General features: G+C 74.0%; 16 protein-coding genes. 7 read left to right on the top strand and 9 right to left on the bottom strand.

Annotated elements, in window-relative coordinates:
* Positions 1-75 precede the first annotated feature (75 nt).
* The 3 genes from AB4K12_RS11665 to AB4K12_RS11655 form a co-directional block, all read right to left on the bottom strand.
* Positions 76-1,239, bottom strand: a complete 1,164-nt coding sequence (locus AB4K12_RS11665; RefSeq protein ID WP_368434442.1) for a cytochrome P450 — start codon at positions 1,237-1,239, stop codon at positions 76-78.
* Between the two features lie 186 nt (positions 1,240-1,425).
* A complete protein-coding gene (locus tag AB4K12_RS11660; RefSeq protein ID WP_368434141.1) occupies positions 1,426-2,022 on the bottom strand; it encodes a DUF4865 family protein in 597 nt (198 codons plus the stop codon).
* A gap of 133 nt (positions 2,023-2,155) precedes the next feature.
* A complete protein-coding gene (locus tag AB4K12_RS11655; RefSeq protein WP_368434140.1) occupies positions 2,156-2,572 on the bottom strand; it encodes a ribonuclease domain-containing protein in 417 nt (138 codons plus the stop codon).
* Positions 2,573-2,710: 138 nt separating this feature from the next.
* On the opposite strand from AB4K12_RS11655, the gene AB4K12_RS11650 reads away from it, so the two are divergent.
* Genes AB4K12_RS11650 through AB4K12_RS11635 form a run of 4 tightly spaced genes read left to right on the top strand, consistent with a single transcriptional unit; the run spans position 2,711 to position 4,771 of the window.
* Positions 2,711-3,352, top strand: a complete 642-nt coding sequence (locus AB4K12_RS11650; protein ID WP_368434139.1) for a helix-turn-helix domain-containing protein — start codon at positions 2,711-2,713, stop codon at positions 3,350-3,352.
* Positions 3,349-3,507 carry a DUF6126 family protein gene (locus tag AB4K12_RS11645; RefSeq protein ID WP_179199116.1) on the top strand — a complete coding sequence of 53 codons (159 nt, stop codon included), beginning with the start codon at positions 3,349-3,351 and terminating at the stop codon, positions 3,505-3,507. Before AB4K12_RS11650 ends, AB4K12_RS11645 begins: the two co-directional genes overlap by 4 nt.
* Before the next feature lie 37 nt (positions 3,508-3,544).
* Entirely contained in the window at positions 3,545-4,219 is a 675-nt protein-coding gene (locus tag AB4K12_RS11640) for a transcriptional regulator (RefSeq protein ID WP_368434138.1), read from the top strand.
* Between the two features lie 9 nt (positions 4,220-4,228).
* Positions 4,229-4,771 (top strand): N-acetyltransferase family protein, encoded by a 543-nt coding sequence (locus AB4K12_RS11635; protein ID WP_368434137.1) that lies wholly within the window; start codon positions 4,229-4,231, stop codon positions 4,769-4,771.
* On the opposite strand, the gene alc is transcribed toward AB4K12_RS11635, so the two are convergent.
* Together alc and allB are read right to left on the bottom strand one after the other, a co-directional pair.
* A complete protein-coding gene (gene alc / locus AB4K12_RS11630; RefSeq protein WP_368434136.1) occupies positions 4,743-5,894 on the bottom strand; it encodes an allantoicase in 1,152 nt (383 codons plus the stop codon). The two genes, AB4K12_RS11635 and alc, sit on opposite strands and share 29 nt — an antisense overlap.
* A complete protein-coding gene (gene allB / locus AB4K12_RS11625; protein ID WP_368434135.1) occupies positions 5,891-7,210 on the bottom strand; it encodes an allantoinase AllB in 1,320 nt (439 codons plus the stop codon). The genes alc and allB overlap by 4 nt, the downstream gene beginning before the upstream one ends.
* Positions 7,211-7,414: 204 nt before the next feature.
* On the opposite strand from allB, the gene AB4K12_RS11620 reads away from it, so the two are divergent.
* On the top strand, positions 7,415-8,203 hold the full coding sequence (locus tag AB4K12_RS11620) for an IclR family transcriptional regulator (RefSeq protein ID WP_368434134.1): 789 nt from the start codon (positions 7,415-7,417) through the stop codon (positions 8,201-8,203).
* 28 nt (positions 8,204-8,231) lie between these two features.
* Here the strand turns inward: AB4K12_RS11620 and AB4K12_RS11615 are convergent, their stop codons facing one another.
* Positions 8,232-8,612: a DUF5955 family protein gene (locus AB4K12_RS11615; protein ID WP_368434441.1), complete on the bottom strand. Its 381-nt coding sequence runs from the start codon at positions 8,610-8,612 to the stop codon at positions 8,232-8,234.
* 175 nt (positions 8,613-8,787) lie between these two features.
* Between AB4K12_RS11615 and AB4K12_RS11610 the strand changes: the two genes are divergently transcribed.
* A complete protein-coding gene (locus tag AB4K12_RS11610; RefSeq protein WP_368434133.1) occupies positions 8,788-9,414 on the top strand; it encodes an NTP transferase domain-containing protein in 627 nt (208 codons plus the stop codon).
* Between the two features lie 127 nt (positions 9,415-9,541).
* Positions 9,542-11,140, top strand: a complete 1,599-nt coding sequence (aceB, locus tag AB4K12_RS11605) for a malate synthase A (RefSeq protein ID WP_368434132.1) — start codon at positions 9,542-9,544, stop codon at positions 11,138-11,140.
* 54 nt (positions 11,141-11,194) lie between these two features.
* On the opposite strand, the gene AB4K12_RS11600 is transcribed toward aceB, so the two are convergent.
* The 3 genes from AB4K12_RS11600 to AB4K12_RS11590 all read right to left on the bottom strand — a co-directional run bounded on the left by AB4K12_RS11600 (position 11,195) and on the right by AB4K12_RS11590 (position 15,707).
* Positions 11,195-12,721 (bottom strand): YfcC family protein, encoded by a 1,527-nt coding sequence (locus tag AB4K12_RS11600; protein WP_368434131.1) that lies wholly within the window; start codon positions 12,719-12,721, stop codon positions 11,195-11,197.
* Positions 12,722-12,805: 84 nt separating this feature from the next.
* On the bottom strand, positions 12,806-14,182 hold the full coding sequence (locus AB4K12_RS11595) for a nucleobase:cation symporter-2 family protein (protein WP_368434440.1): 1,377 nt from the start codon (positions 14,180-14,182) through the stop codon (positions 12,806-12,808).
* 136 nt (positions 14,183-14,318) lie between these two features.
* On the bottom strand, positions 14,319-15,707 hold the full coding sequence (locus tag AB4K12_RS11590) for an 8-oxoguanine deaminase (RefSeq protein WP_368434130.1): 1,389 nt from the start codon (positions 15,705-15,707) through the stop codon (positions 14,319-14,321).
* Positions 15,708-15,776: the final 69 nt, after the last annotated feature.

Below are 15,776 nucleotides of genomic sequence, written 5' to 3'. Positions count from 1 at the left end.
CCTGATGACGGGAAGTCCGGAGGTCCGGTTGTCCGGACATGGGCCCTGCCCCGGCGGCCGGGGCAGGGCCGGGCGTCAGAAGCGGACGGGCAGCCGGTAGGGGCCGCGCATCAGCATGCCCTCGCGCCACAGGAGCGCGTCCGGGTGGCAGTCCAGCTCGAGGTCGGGGCAGCGCTCGAGCAGTGAGCGGACGGCGATGCGGCCCTCGAGGCGGGCCAGCGGCGCGCCCAGGCAGTAGTGGATGCCGTGCCCGAAGGCGACGTGGCCGCGGGCGTCGCGGCGGATGTCGAAGCGGTGGGGGTCGGGGAAGCGGGCCGGGTCGCGGTCGGCGTCGGCCAGGGCGACGACCACGAGCTCCCCGCCGCCGGGTATGGGGGTGCCGGCGATCTCCAGCGGCTCGAGGGTGAAGCGGTACGTGGAGGTCTCCACGGGGCCGTCGTAGCGCAGCATCTCCTCGACGGCGTCGTCCAGCAGCCCGAAGTCGGCGCGCAGCGCCGCGAGCTGGTCGGGGTGGCGGAGCAGGGCGAGCACGCCGTTGCTGATGAGGTTGACGGTGGTCTCGTGCCCGGCGACCAGCAGGAGCCAGGCCATGCCGATGAGCTCCTCGGGCGAGAGCCGGTCGCCGTCCTCGTCGGTGGTGCGGATGAGGTCGCTCAGCAGGTCCTCGCCCGGCTGCCGCCGCTTGGCGGCGACCAGGCCGGCGAGGTAGCCGGCGACCTCCTGGGCGTTGCGGGTCTTCTCCGCCGGCGGGGCGGAGCCGATGGCGACGTCCGACCAGCGGTGGAACGCCGCGCGGTCGAGGTCGGGAACGCCCAGCAGTTCGCAGATGACACTCATGGGCAGTGGGAAGGACAGGGCCTCGACGAGGTCGGCGCGCCGGTCCGGGGCCCGCAGCATGTTCTCGAGGAGCCCGTCGGTGATCTGCTGGACGCGCGGGGCGAGCGCCTCGACGCGGCGGGCGGTGAACTCCCTGGCCACCAGCCTGCGCAGCCGGGTGTGGTGCGGGGGGTCGGCGCTCAGCATGTGCGGGCCGGCCGCCACGACGGGCAGGCCCTGGGCCTCGGATGCCTTCTCCCAGTCCTTCGAGAGCCGGGGGTCGTTGAGGGCGGCCCGTATCTCGTCGTGGCCGACGACGAGCCAGCTCTCGACGCCCTCCGGCATGCGCACCCGGTGCACGGGGCCCCGCGCGCGCAGTTCGGCGTACACCCGGTAGGGATCGCGGGTGAACTCGTCGCCCATCGCCGCCAGATCGACCGTCCGGTCCGTGGCTCCCGTTCCGTGCGTCACTGATGTCACAGCATTGCCCCCTGGTCGTCGGATGCGTGTGCGGACGGGATCACCGTACGAGGGCGTACGGTTCCGCGGCATCGAACCTGAGGACGACTCCAAGTCCTTCTTTCCGCCGCCGGGTTGAGGGCGGGCCCGCTACCAGTGCCGCCCGGCCGGGAGGCGGGAGAGGTGGGGCGTGGACAGGTGCAGGACTTCGTAGCGTTCGGCGTCGCGGTCCTCGGAGGCGGGGGCGGCGTCGGCCCACAGCACGAAGCGCATCAGCTGCCAGCGGCCGGGGTCGAGGGCGAGGGCGGCGGTGTGCACCGCGTCGGCGCGCGCCGACGCGCGCAGCCCGGCGAGCGCCTCGGCCACGAGGGCGGCGGGGTCCGCGGTGGCCGGCAGGGGCGTCAGCAGCCGGGACGCGGCCCGGGGTTCGGCGGACCGGGCGGGGCCCGTCTCGCACGCGAGGCCGGCCCAGTGCCGGACGGCCGGGCGGCCGAAGTCCGCGACGATGCCCTGGAATCCGCCCCCGCCGACCAGGAACTCGCCCATCGCCCCGGCGTGCTCCCACAGATAGAACGGGGCGTACTCGTTGACCGGGGAGCCGTCGATCCCGCGCTCGCGGAGGAGGTAGGCCTTCAGGCCCAGGCCCTCGCGGTCGTCGAGGGCGTGGCCGCGGGTCGCCACGCGCTCCCGGATGGTCTTCATGTCGTAGTCCGCGGGCAACGTGATGGCGTACTGCATGGCGTGCACGGGCGTCCTCCCTCTACGGGCGGTCGGTGACGTGTGCGGCGATGCGAGTGTACATACCAGTAGGTACAACGCCCGGACGACGAAGGCCCCGCCACCTCCGTGGGTGGCGGGGCCCGGCGTCGTCAGGGAGGGGTCAGCAGCTGAAGTCGACCAGGTCGAAGGTCCGGTAGTGGTCGCCGGTGTAGTAGTCCTCGTGCGCCTTCTTGCCCGCGACGATCCGTCGGGCGCCGCGGTCCGGGGAGCCCGGGGTGATCACGGTGTACTCGTGGTAGTAGCCGCTCGACTGCCGGGGCAGGACGCCCTCGCGGTTGGTGAAGACGGTCCCGTCCTTGGGGTACGGGAAGGGGCCACCGGCATCGATCTTGCTGATGGTGTCGTGGGCCTGGGAGGGCAGGTCCGAGTAACAGATGTCGCCGGTGCTCTGCACGGCCGCGGCCGCGACCGGGGCGGCGGCGGAGTGGGTGGCGGCGATGGCCGGGGTGCCCAGGAGGAGCGTCGAGGTCAGGGCGACGAGCGCGGCGAAACGCGCCGGGCGGAGGGGGGTTGTCATGGACACAAGCATGACGCGGGGGCCGTATGTCATGTCAATGCCAATCCGCTCATGTTTCCCTGACGTTCATCACAGAAAGAGTTTGCCTCGCGGGCAATTTTTTTGCCTCGCAGGCACGCCCGCGTCTATACCGGAAGCATGAGGCCATCGCCCGAACAGCGGCCCGCCCCCGTCGGGGGCCCCGCGGAAGAGATACCCGTCGTCGCCCCGCAGTTGCGGTCCCTGCGCCGGCGCAGCGGGCTGACACTGGAGGCCGCCGCCTCCCTGGCGGGGCTGTCGCCCGCCCACCTGTCCCGGCTGGAGACCGGCCGGCGGACGCCGTCGCTGCCGATGCTGCTCGCGCTGGCGCGGGCGTACGGCACGACCGTGTCCGACCTGCTGGGCGAGGTGCCCGAGGGCCGCGACCCCATCGTACGGGCCGACCGCATGGAGGCCCAGGAGGCCGGCGGCTGGACGTACTGGCGGGCCGGCGGCTCCGGACGGGCCATGCAGGCCCTGCGGCTGCACGTGCCGCGGGGCGGCGGCCAGGAGGAACTGGTGCGGGTGCACCCGGGCGAGGAGTGGCTCTACGTCACCGGCGGACGGCTGCGGCTGACGCTGGGCGAGAGCACCCACCTGCTCGAGACCGGTGACGCCGCCCACTTCGACTCCCTCACCCCGCACCGCATCGCGGCGGCGTCGCCCGGCGGAGTGGACCTGCTGTTCATGCACACGCTGATGCAGAGCGGCGTCTCCGAGCTGTGCCTCGGCGCCGCACCGACCAGGAGGGAAATGCCATGAGCGACAAGGCGATCGGCGACGAGGCGAGGACCTTCGTGGAGGAGGACCGGGCCCCGATGGGCATGACGGTCCGGGTCTTCATCTATCTCGTCGCCGTCCACTTCATCGTCGCCTTCTTCTTCCTTCTCTTCTACCTGGGCGGCGCGCGGGAATAGCCGGCACGGCCGCCGCGCCCGCCGATACGCTGGCGCCATGGCCCGTACAGCCCGGAACGTCCTCGACGACGCGCTCCGCACGCTCGCACCGGGCGGCGGCACCGTCCGCCTCGTCCCCGAGATCGCCTCGGGCCGCGCACCCCGCGCGGCCCTCGCGGCGTTCGCCCTCGAACAGCACCACGTCATCACGAGCGACCGGCGCAGCTTCGCGCACCTGGCCGAGCGGGCCGGCGCGGGACGACAGCCGCTCGCCGCCGACTTCTTCGACCACCTCGCGCGCGGCGAGGACGTCGCCCTCGAACGGCTCGGCCCGCTCGCGGCCGCCTGCGGGCTCGACGAGGCGGCCGTACGCGCCCATGAGCCGCGGGCCGGGTGCCAGGCCTATCCGGCGTACGCGGCCTGGCTGGCGCTGTGCGCCGAGCCCGTGGACGTCGTCGTCGCGCTGAGCACCAACTTCGCCGCGTGGGGCGGCTACTGCGCCACCGTGGGCCTGGCGCTGCGCGAGCACTACGGCTTCGACGACGCCGCGTGCGGCTTCTTCGACTTCTTCGCGACACCCGACCCCGAGGGCGCGCAGCGGACGCTGGCCGCCGTGGGCGGCGGGCTGACGGACGGCCGGCTGTCGGAGCCGCTGGCGCACCGGTACGGGCGGCTGTTGCGGGACTACGAGTCGATGTTCTGGGAGACGCTCTCCCCATCGGACACGCCCTAGGATGACCGTATGGTGACCTACCGGCCGGCGCGGCCCGACGAGCTGACGGCGGCCCACGAGCTGGACAACTCCTTCACCACCGACACCGTCGTGCGGGTCACCGCCTCCGACGACGGCTTCGCGCTGCACCCGGTGCCGGTGGAGCCCGCGCTGCGCAAGGTCTATCCCGACGACGAGGACGAGGACGGCGAGGGCCAGGAGGTCCTCGTCGCCGACGCCGACGGCGAGCTGTGCGGCGCGGTCTCCTTCGCGTACGAGGAGTGGAACCGCCGCCTGGTGATCGCCGACATCAGGGTCTCCCCCGGCCGGCGCGGCCGGGGCATCGGCGCGGCGCTGATGGACCGTGCCCTCGCGCGCGGCCGTGAACTGGGCGCGCGGACCGCCTGGCTGGAGGTCACCAACGTCAACGCCCCTGCCGTACGGGCCTACCGCCGGATGGGGTTCGCCCTGTGCGGCCTGGACACCTCGCTCTACGCCGGCACCTCCTCCGAGGGCGAGACGGCCCTGTTCATGAGCCGTCCTCTCACCCCCGCCGCTCAGGGCCGGCCCTGAGCTCCAGGCGACGGACGGCCTCGTCGGTGAGCGAGCCGTGCACGCGCAGCCGGGCGACGCCGCCGTCGGGGTGGATGTCCAGGCGCAGGTGCGTGGCCGTGGGGGCGCCGGGGAGCGGGAGGCGGTGCACGGTGTCGGGCAGCAGTGGGGTGCGGGGCAGCAGTTCGCGCCAGCCGGCGGTGCCGGAGGGGGCGGCCCCGGTGGTGGCGTCGAGGACGGAAAGCGCCGCCCAGCCCGGGGCGTTGCCCTTGTAGCAGCCGGTGTCGATCTCGACCGCCCGCAGGACCGCCTGCCCGGTGAGGCGGTAGCGCACCCAGTCGTGGCCGCCGTCGCGCCGCCGTCGCGTCTCCCAGCCCTCGCCCATCGCGCGGGACCGGCCGGGGTGGATGCTGTGGAACGGGGAGGAGTAGAAACGGTCGGAGCAGTCCTCGACGTGGCCGCCGTTCTCCAGCGCGGCGAGGTCGAAGACGCCCAGGGCGGCGAGCCAGGCGGCGTCCGGGACGGCCTCGCCGTGGACGCGCAGCCGGGCGATGCCGCCGTCGGGGTACTGGTTGAGTCGCAGGTGGGTGAAGCGCTGCGGGGCGTCGACGCGGAAGCCGTTGGCGGCGTGGCCGCCGACGGGGGCGCGCGGCACGAGGACGGTCCATTGCACGTCGTCGGCGTGCAGGTCCGCGGGCGAGGGGGTGCCGGGCAGCGAGGTGCCCTCGAGGCTGACGGCCAGGGGGTGGTTGCCCCGGAAGTGGGCGGTGTCGACGACGACGCCCCTGACGATGCCGGGGACGCCGAGCCGTATCAGGGCCCAGTCGTGGTCGTCGTCCGCCGGGTGCGGGGCGTCGGCCGAGGCGCCGCGCCGGCGGCGGGTCTCCCAGCCGTCCATGATCTTGCCTTTGTGGCCGAAGAGTTCGGGGTCGAAGCGGGCGGGGCCGGGGGTCAGGAGGTTCTCGCGGTCGGCGAAGAACTCGTCGCCGGCGGCGATGACGGAGGCGCCCAGGAGGCGGTCCGCGAGGTCGGGCAGGGCGGTGAACGGGTGGTCGGCGGTGCGGTAGTCGGCGTAGGGGTCGCCGCCCGCGTAGGGGTTCGCGGCGCCGGTGAACGGGGAGGTGCCGCTGGCGTCTTGGCTCATGCGCGCTCCAGGAGTCGGCCGGTGGGCTCGGTCAGGGGGGTGCCGTGGTCGGCGATCCGGCGGCCGCGCAGCCACGTGGACTGGACGACTCCGTACAGGGTCCGGCCGGCGTAGGCGGTGACGGGGTTGCGGTGGTGGAGCGCGGCCGGGTCGACGGTGAAGGTCTCGTCGGGGGCGAGGACGGCGAAGTCGGCGTCGCGGCCCGGCGCGATGGCGCCCTTGCGGGACAGGCCGGCGAGGGCCGCGGGGCCGGCGGACATCCAGCGGGCCACGTCGTGGAGGGTGTGCCCGCGGCGTCTCGCCTCGGTCCAGACGGCGGGCAGGCCGAGCTGGAGGGAGGAGATGCCGCCCCAGGCGGTGGCGAAGTCGGGGACCTTGAGGTCGGCGGTGCACGGGGAGTGGTCGGAGACGACACAGCCGACGGTCCCGTCGGCCAGCGCCGCCCACAGGGCGTCCTGGTCGGCCGTCTCGCGGATCGGCGGGCAGCACTTGAACTCCGTGGCGCCGTCGGGCACGTCCTCGGCGGTGAGGGTGAGGAAATGCGGGCAGGTCTCCCCTGTGACGGGCAGGCCGCCGGCCCGGGCGGCGGCGATCAGGGGCAGCGTGCCGGAGGAGGACAGGTGCAGCACGTGGATGCGCGTACCGGCCCGGCGTGCGACGTCCACGAGCGTGGCGACGGCCGCGTTCTCGGCGGCGCGCGGGCGGGAGGCGAGGAAGTCGGCGTAGCGGGCGCCGCCGGGCGCCGCCGCCAGTTCCCGCGGGTCCTCGGCGTGCACGATCAGCAGCCCGCCCAGGCCGGCGATCTCCGTGGCCACGGCCTCGAGGTCGGCGGGGGCCAGGTGCGGGAACTCCTCGACGCCGGACGGGGAGAGGAAGGCCTTGAAGCCGAACACCCCGGCCTCGTGCAGGGACCGCAGGTCGGCGAGGTTGCCGGGCAGCGCCCCGCCCCAGAAGCCCACGTCGACGTACGCCCGGTCGCGGGCCACGGCCTGCTTGGCCCGCAGGTTCGCCACGGTCGTGGTGGGCGGGAGGCTGTTGAGCGGCATGTCGAGGAGCGTGGTGACGCCGCCGGCCGCCGCGGCCCGGGTGGCGCTCGCGAAGCCCTCCCACTCCGTGCGGCCGGGATCGTTCACATGCACATGGGTGTCGACGAGGCCGGGCAGCAGGACGTCGTCCCCCAGGTCCTCGACGACGTCGGCGGCGGGGCCGGCCCCGTACGGCAGGACCGCCTCGATCCGGCCGCCGGTGACGGCGACGCGGGCGGCGCGGACGCCGTCCGGTGTCACGACCCGCGTCGAGCGCAGTATCAGGTCCATTCCTCGGCCTCCCGCCGGCCCGAACCCCATGCGTCGCTTCAACATTCTGTTGAAGCGTGCCGACGGAGGGCAGTCTTCAACCGGGACCGGCGGAGGTCAAGACCTTTCACATATCGGAATGCCTGTTTCACGCATCAGAAACGCGCACGTGGCATCCGCGACGGCCGGTAGGCTGCTGCCACCCCCCACCCCGGAAGGAGCGCCGTGCCCTCGTCCGCCGAGCCCCGAACCGCCGCAAGCAGTGGCGGCGTCCAGTCCCTCGAGCGTGCCTTCGACCTGCTCGAGCGGATGGCCGACGCGGGCGGTGAAGTCGGACTCAGCGAGCTGTCCGCCAGCAGCGGCCTGCCGCTGCCCACCATTCACCGCCTGATGCGCACGCTGGTGGCCTGCGGATACGTACGGCAGCAGCCCAACCGCCGGTACGCCCTCGGACCCCGGCTGATCCGGCTCGGCGAGAGCTCGGCCCGGCTGCTGGGCACCTGGGCCCGCCCGCACCTGGCCCGCCTGGTCGAGGAGACCGGCGAGACCGCGAACATGGCGCTGCTCGACGGCGACGAGGTCGTGTACGTGGCGCAGGTGCCCTCGCGCCACTCGGTGCGGATGTTCACCGAGGTCGGGCGGCGCGTGCTGCCGCACACCACGGGCGTCGGCAAGGCGCTGCTCGCCCAGTCCGCCGACGACGAGGTCCGCGCACTGCTGGCGCGCACGGGCATGCCGGCCGCGACCGAGAAGACGATCACTACGCCCGACGGCTTCCTCGCGGAGCTGGCGCGGGTGCGCGAGTCGGGCTTCGCGATGGACGACAACGAGCAGGAGATCGGCGTCCGCTGCCTCGCGGTGCCGGTGCCCGACTCGCCCACGTCGGCGGCCATCTCGATCTCGGGTCCGTCGGGCCGGGTCACCGAGGCCGCCACGGAACGCATCGTCCCACTGCTGCAGGTCGTGGCCGCGGAGCTCTCGAAGTCGCTGGCCGCCACCACCGTCACCGCCTGATCGCCTGATCACCGCCCCGGCGGGGGTTTCAGCCCTCGCGGGGGCGCGGCACGTCCGCCACGTCCGGCTCCGCCGCGCCCTCGGGTCGTGCGGCCGGCGGGGCGTCCGGGAGACCGCCGAAGCGGTCGACGGCGGCGCGGACGGCGCCGAGCGCGGGGGCCAGGGCGCTGACCGAGCCCACGGCGCCCGCCACCAGCAGCAGGGAGCGGCGCAGCCGGGAGACGTCGGGGGCGCCGGCGCGGACCATGGCGTCCAGGGCGGCCAGCTCGTCCTCGGCGGCGTCCCGGTCCGGTAAGGGGGCGGGGTGCCCGGCCAGCTCGCGGCGCAGCCGGGACACGGCGGCGCCCAGCTCGTCGATTCTCGGGTCCGTCTCCTCGCCGAAACGTCCCGTTCGCTCCTCTTCCACCACTACGGCGCCTTCCGCCACGACTTGTCCCCCTCCCGCACTCGCTCGCGCGGATCAGTTAACGCCAGTTTCCGTGCGACGCGCCACACGCACAGCGAAATTCAGGCCGAGCGTTCACGTACGAGTGACGAACTGACGTCCGGCGCACATCCGCCCAGGTATGCGGTATGCAGGGGCTATGGCGCGAACGGCGGACACGGGTGCGAAACAGGCGTGCGTGGCGGGGCTGTTGCTGGCGGCCGGCGGAGGGCGGCGGCTCGGCGGGCGCCCCAAGGCGCTCCTGGCGCACCGGGGCGGCCTGCTGTTGGAGCACGCGATACGACAGTTGTCCGAGGGCGGCTGCGGGCCGGTGCACGTGGTGCTGGGCGCGGGCGCGGCCGAGGCGCGGGCCCGGCTCGGGCCGCCGGCGGCGGACCGGGTGCTCGTGGACAACCCGCACTGGGAGCGGGGCATGGGGTCGTCGCTGCGGGCCGGGCTCGCCTCGCTGGTGGCGGTCCCGGGCGTCTCGGCGGCGGTGGTCGCGCTGGTCGACCAGCCGCGCGTGGGCGCGGCGGCCGTCGCGCGCGTGCTGGCCGCGCACCGGGCCGGGGCGAGCCTCGCGGCGGCGGCCTACGGGGGCGAGCGGGGGCATCCGGTGCTGCTGGGGCGGGAGCACTGGGCGGGCGTGGCGTCGGCGGCCGAGGGCGATCTGGGGGCCCGTGCGTATCTGCGCCGGCACGCCGCGGCCGTACGGCTCGTGGAGTGCTCGGACGTGGCGGCGCCCGACGACGTGGACACCCCGGACGATCTCGCGCTGCTGGAATGACGGGCCGCTGGGGAATGCCGCGGGAACAGCGCGCCATTGAACTTCCACGATGAGAAAACTATTCTCCACAAGGTCAGTTCGGCATGTGCCGCCCTCATGCCCGCCCGCTGAAGAGGAGTGACCGCCCATGTCCGCACCCACGCCGTCCTCGCCGGCCGTCGTCCGCGCCCGGCCCGTGGAACGGCAGGAAGAGGTGCTGACCGAGGAGGCGCTCGCCTTCCTCGCCGCCCTGCACCGCCGGTTCACCCCGCGCCGCGACGAGTTGCTCGCCCGCCGGGCCGCCCGCCGAGCGGAGATCGCCCGCACCGGCACCCTGGACTTCCTCCCCCGGACCGCCGCCGTCCGCGAGGACCCCGACTGGCGGGTGGCGCCCGCGCCCGCCGCGCTCGAGGACCGGCGGGTGGAGATCACCGGGCCCGCCGACGACCGGAAGATGACCGTCAACGCCCTCAACTCCGGCGCCCGCGTCTGGCTCGCCGACTTCGAGGACGCCTCCGCGCCCACCTGGCACAACGTCGTCCACGGCCAGCTCAACCTGATCGACGCCTACGCGCGCCGCATCGACTTCACCACCCCCGAGGGCAAGGCGTACGCGCTCCGGCCGGCCGGGGAGCTCGCCACCGTCGTGATGCGGCCGCGCGGCTGGCATCTCGACGAGCGTCACCTGACCGTCGACGGCCGTCCCGTCCCCGGCGCCCTGACCGACTTCGGCCTCTACTTCCTCCACAACGCCCGGCGGCTGCTCGAGCTGGGCAAGGGCCCCTACTTCTACCTCCCCAAGACCGAGTCGCACCTCGAGGCCCGGCTGTGGAACGACGTGTTCGTCTTCGCCCAGGACCACCTCGGCATCCCCCGGGGCACCGTCCGCGCCACGGTCCTCATCGAGACCATCACGGCCGCGTACGAGATGGAGGAGATCCTCCACGAGCTGCGCGAGCACGCCTCGGGGCTCAACGCCGGACGCTGGGACTACCTCTTCTCCATCGTCAAGAACTTCCGTGACGGCGGCGAGAAGTTCCTCCTGCCCGACCGCAACGCCATCACCATGACCGCGCCGTTCATGCGCGCGTACACCGAACTGCTCGTGCGCACCTGCCACCGGCGCGGGGCGCACGCGATCGGCGGCATGGCGGCGTTCATCCCCTCCCGTAAGGATCCCGAGGCCAACGAGGCCGCGCTGGCGAAGGTCCGGGCCGACAAGGACCGCGAGGCGGCCGACGGTTTCGACGGTTCCTGGGTCGCCCACCCCGACCTGGTGCCGGTCGCCCGGGCCTGCTTCGACGCCGTCCTCGGCGACCGCCCGCACCAGAAGCACCGGCTGCGCGAGGACGTGCGGGTGACGGCGGATCAGCTCGTCGCCGTGGACACCCTCGAGGCGAGGCCGACGTACGAGGGGCTGCGCAACGCCGTCCAGGTCGCCCTGCGCTACATCGAGGCGTGGCTGCGGGGGGTGGGCGCGGTGGCCATCTTCGGCCTCATGGAGGACGCGGCCACGGCGGAGATCTCCCGTTCGCAGCTGTGGCAGTGGGTCGACGCCGGCGTCGTCCTCGAGGACGGCCGGCAGGTCACCGCGTCACTCGTGCGCGAGGTGGCGGCCGAGGAGCTCGCCGCCGTCCGCGCGGAGCCCGGCGGCTGGCAGGAGGCCCACGACCTGCTGCTGAGGGTGGCGCTCGATGAGGACTACGCGGACTTCCTGACGCTGCCGGCGTACGAGCTGCTGGACTGACGCCCGAGCCGCCGGCCCGAAGCGGCGGCGGCGCCCGGGCGCGGCCCTCCCCCGTCAGCCGAGGGCCGCGCCCAGCGCCAGGAAGCCGCAGATGAGCACGGCCAGGAGGGCCAGCAGCGGCCAGACGAACCGCAGATAGCGGTCGTAGCCGACCTTCGCCAGCGACACCCCGCCGACCACGACGGCGGTCGTGGGCACCCACAGGTTCATCCAGCCGCTCGCCGACTGCCAGGCGGTGACCGCCACCGCCCGGGAGACGCCGGCGAAGTCCGCGAGCGGGGCGAGGATCGGCATCGCCAGCGTCGCGTGGCCGGAGGTGGAGGGGATCAGGAAGGCCAGCGGCAGGTTCACGATGAAGACGAGGACCGCGAACGCCACCGGCGGCGTGCCCGAGACCACGCCCTCGACGGCGTGCAGCACGGTGTCGATGACCTTGGCGTTCGTCATGATGACGGTGACGCCCCGGGCGAGGACGATCACCAGCGCGGGGGCGATGAAGTCGGCGGCGCCCTGAATGATCGTGGCGCTCAGCTTCTGCTCGCCCAGGTGGGCGACGAGCCCGACGAGCACGGCCGCGACGATGAACAGCGCGGCCAACTGAGCGAAGGACCAGCCCAGTTCCCAGTCGTAGGGCACGGCGTCGGACCGGCCCGAGAGCGCGCTCGCCCAGGGGATCACCGAGAAGATCATGAAGGTGAAGACCAGGGTGACGAGGACGAGCACCCCCTTCTGCAGCCCGGTGAGCTCCGGCGGTTCGGCCGCCTTGGCGGCGAGCTCGCGGTCGCCCTCGAGGAAGCCCACCAGCGAGCGCTCCGGGGCGGCGCGCACCCGGTGGGCGTACCGGACGACGTAGCCGATGGTGACGGCGGTGAGCACCACCCACATCGCGAAGCGCAGGGCGATGCCGTCGCCGATCGAGATGCCGGCGGCGGAGGAGGCGACGCCGGTGGCGAAGGGGTTGACGGTGGAGGCGAGCACGCCGACGCCCGCGCCGAGGATGATGGTGCCGGTGGCGACCATGCGGTCGTAGCCGAGCGCCAGCATCAGCGGGACGAGCAGCCCGTAGAAGCCCAGTGTCTCCTCGGCGAACCCCTCCACGGTGCCCAGCAGCGAGAAGACCGTCATCACGCCGGCGATGAGCAGCGCCCCGCGCTCGCGCAGCCGGTGGGCCAGCCGTTCGATGCCCCGGTCCAGGGCGCCGGTGGCGAAGACCACGGTGATGAACGCGCCGATGGCCAGCACGAAGAGGAAGACCCCGGCGCTGCCGTAGAGCGTGCCGAGGGCGTCCGGCGCCACCTCGCCGGTCTTCGCGTCCCGCACGCCGTAGAGGCCGTTGACGGGGGCGAGGAAGAGGTCACCGAGGCGGTGGAGGAAGCCTCCGGGGGCGGGCTCGCGGTGGTAGGTGCCCTGGATCGGGTCGCCGTCGGGGGTGCGGCGGTAGGAGCCGGAGGGGATGACGAAGGTGAGGATCCAGACGACGACGGTCACCGCGGCGAGGACCGTCAGCGCGCTGGGGAAGACGAAGGCGCGTCTGCCTTCGGGTTCCTCGCGGGCCGGCTCCTCCTCGGCTTGCTGGTCCACGCGGCGGCCCTCTCTCACACCTTCGAGCGCTCTCACACCTACGAGCGATTCGGGGGAGATTGTCGCGCAATGCGTCACTCGTCCCTAGTCGCCACGCTCGGACCGGCCACCGCCGCCGAGGTGGTTGAAGGCGAGGTTGAGCAGGACCGCCGTCAGGCAGCCGGCGCTGACGCCCGAGTCCAGGACGACCTTCAGCGTCGCGGGGATCCCGGCGCCGTCGTAGAAGGTCCTGGAGACCACCGGGATCATGCCCACGCCCAGGGCGGTCGCGGCGATCAGCAGATTGTCGCCGCGCTCGAGCCCCGCCGTGCGCAGCACGCCGATGCCGCTGGCGGCGACCGTGCCGAACAGCACGATGCCCGCACCGCCGAGGACCGGCTGCGGCACCAGCGCGATCAGCGAGGCGAAGGCCGGGCTCAGGCCCAGCAGGACGAACATCAGCCCGCAGGCGGCGACGGTGAAGCGGCTGCGCACCCCGGTGACGGCGACGAGGCCGATGTTCTGGGCGAAGGCGCTGTTGGCGAAGCCGTTGAAGAGCGGGCTGACGGCCGTGCCGAGCGTGTCGGCGCGCAGCCCCGCCGCGATGACCTTCTCGTCCGCCTCGCGTCCCACGATGGCGCCCAGCGCCAGCATGTCGGCGGTGCTCTCGGTCATGCAGACCAGCATCAGCACGCACATGGAGACCACCGGCGCCGCCTCGATGTGCGGGGTGCCGAAGTGGAAGGGGGTGGGGAAGCCGGCGAGGGCGGCGTGGCGGGTGGCGGTGGTGTCGACGGCCCCGGCCGGCAGGGCGAGCAGGGTACCGGCGACGAGACCGAGCAGGATGGCGATCTGCCGCAGGAAGCCCCGCAGCAGCCTGCGCAGGAGCAGCACGATCGCCAGGGTCGCCGCCGCCAGGGCCAGGTCGACGGGGGCGGCGGGCCGCTCGGGGTGGCCGCCCTGGATCCAGCCGAAGGAGACGGGCAGGAGGGTGATGCCGATCAGGGTGATGACGGTTCCGCTGACGACGGGTGGGAAGAAGCGGACGAGCCGGCAGAAGGCGGGGGCGAGCAGGAAGCCCAGCACGCCCGCGACGATGACGGCCCCGTAGATGACGGGCAGGGCGTCGCGCCGGTCTCCCTGGGCGTCGGCGACGGCGAGCATCGGCGCGACGCCCGCGAAGGAGACGCCGTTGACGAACGGCATCCTGGCGCCGACCCGCCAGAAGCCGATCGTCTGCAGCAGGGTGGCGATGCCCGCGGTGAACAGGCTCGCGCCCACGAGGAAGGTGAGCCCGGCCGGGGAGAGCCCGACGTACGCACCGACCACGAGGGGCGGCGCGACCACGCCTGCGTACGCGGCGACCAGGTGCTGGAAGCCGCCGGCGAGCAGCTTGCCGGGGCCGGGCAGCCGGTCCACGGGGTGCCTGTCGTTCCCCGCCGGTTCCGGCGCGTCGGCGGGGTGCCGGGCGGGCCCGGGCACTACGGCCACAGCGGTTCCTCCTGATCGGTGGGAGTGGGAGGGCGAAGGGCCGGGGCACGGGCGGTGCCGCGCCCCGGCCCGGCCCCGGCCGGGAGCCGTCCCTCCCGGCGGGTCCGTGGCGGCCGGCTCCGGGCCGTCAGCCGGCGCCGTCCGCGAGCCGCGCGAGGCGGCGGGCCTCGGCGCGGGCCTCGCGGGCGATGGCCTCCTCGTCGGCGGTGACGAGCCGGCCGTGCTCGACGACGGGTCTGCCGCCGACGAGGGAGAGGGTGACGGGCGCGGGCGGGCCGAGGACGAGGGCGGCGACGGGGTCGGCGATGGTGGAGTGACCGAGCCCGTCGAGCTTCCACAGCACCAGGTCGGCGAGCTTGCCCGCTTCGAGCGAGCCGGTCTCGGCGGCCCGGCCCAGGACCTGGGCGCCGCCGTACGTTCCCAGCCGCAGCGCCTGCCGGACGCCGAGGGCCGTCGCGCCGCCGGCGAGGCGGTGGACGAGGAGGGCGTTGCGCAGTTCGGTGTGGAGTTCGCCGGACTCGTTGGAGGCGGTGCCGTCGACGCCGAGGCCCACGGGGACGCCGGCGCGCAGCATGGCGGGGACGCGGGCGGTGCCGGCGCCGAGGCGGGCGTTGGAGGAGGGGCAGTGCGCCACGCCCGTGCCCGTACGGGCGAAGGCGTCGATGTCGGCGTCGCTCATATGGACGCAGTGGGCCATCCACACGTCGTCGCCGAGCCAGCCGGTGGACTCGAGGTAGTCCGTCGGCCCCATGCCGAACAGCTCCTCGCAGAAGCGCTCCTCCTCGACCGTCTCCGAGCCGTGGGTGTGCAGCCGTACGCCCTTGCGGCGGGCGAGCACGGCGGACTCGCGCAACAGCTCGGTGGAGACGGAGAACGGCGAGCAGGGGGCGACGCCGACGCGCAGCATCGAGGCGAAGGAGGGGTCGTGGTGGGTGTCGATGGCCTCCTCGGTGGCGATGAGCGCGGCCTCGGTGGTCTCGACGGCGAAGTCCGGGGGCAGCCCGCCCGCCGACTCGCCGCGGTCCATGGACCCACGGGTGGGGCTGAACCGCACGCCGATCTCGCGGGCGGCGCGGATCTCCGCGCCGAGGAGGTCGCCCGCGCCCCGGGGGAAGACGTAGTGGTGGTCCATGGCGGTGGTGACGCCGCCGCGGACCATCATGGCCAGGGAGCCGCGCGCGGCCGCGTGGACCATGGCCTCGTCGATGCGGGCCCAGGTGGGGTAGAGGGCCACGAGCCAGTCGAAGAGGTTGCTGTCGCGGGCGAGTCCCCTGGTGAGCCATTGGTAGAAGTGGTGATGGGTGTTGACGAGCCCGGGGGTGGCCAGGTGACCGCTGCCGTCGACGCGGCGGGTGACGCCGGCCAGGTCCGCGGGGGCGGGCCCGGGGCCGACGGACTCGAGCAGCTGGCCGCTGACGACGATGTGGCCCGAGGCGTGTTCGGTGCCGGCGGCGTCGACGGTGGCGATGGCGCAGTTCTCGATGACGGTGCGGTCCGGTGAGGGGGGTGCTGCCATGGTCGCCAGGTCCTTAGGTCCTTGAGGGTCGGCCTCGGGGCGTGTCCGGTGGGGCGGTCGGGCGAGGGT

The organism is Streptomyces sp. C36, from assembly GCF_040932295.1.
Classification (GTDB): domain Bacteria; phylum Actinomycetota; class Actinomycetes; order Streptomycetales; family Streptomycetaceae; genus Streptomyces; species Streptomyces triculaminicus.
The sequence above is the reverse complement of the archived record's forward strand: the minus strand, read 5'-3'. Positions and strand labels throughout refer to the sequence as shown.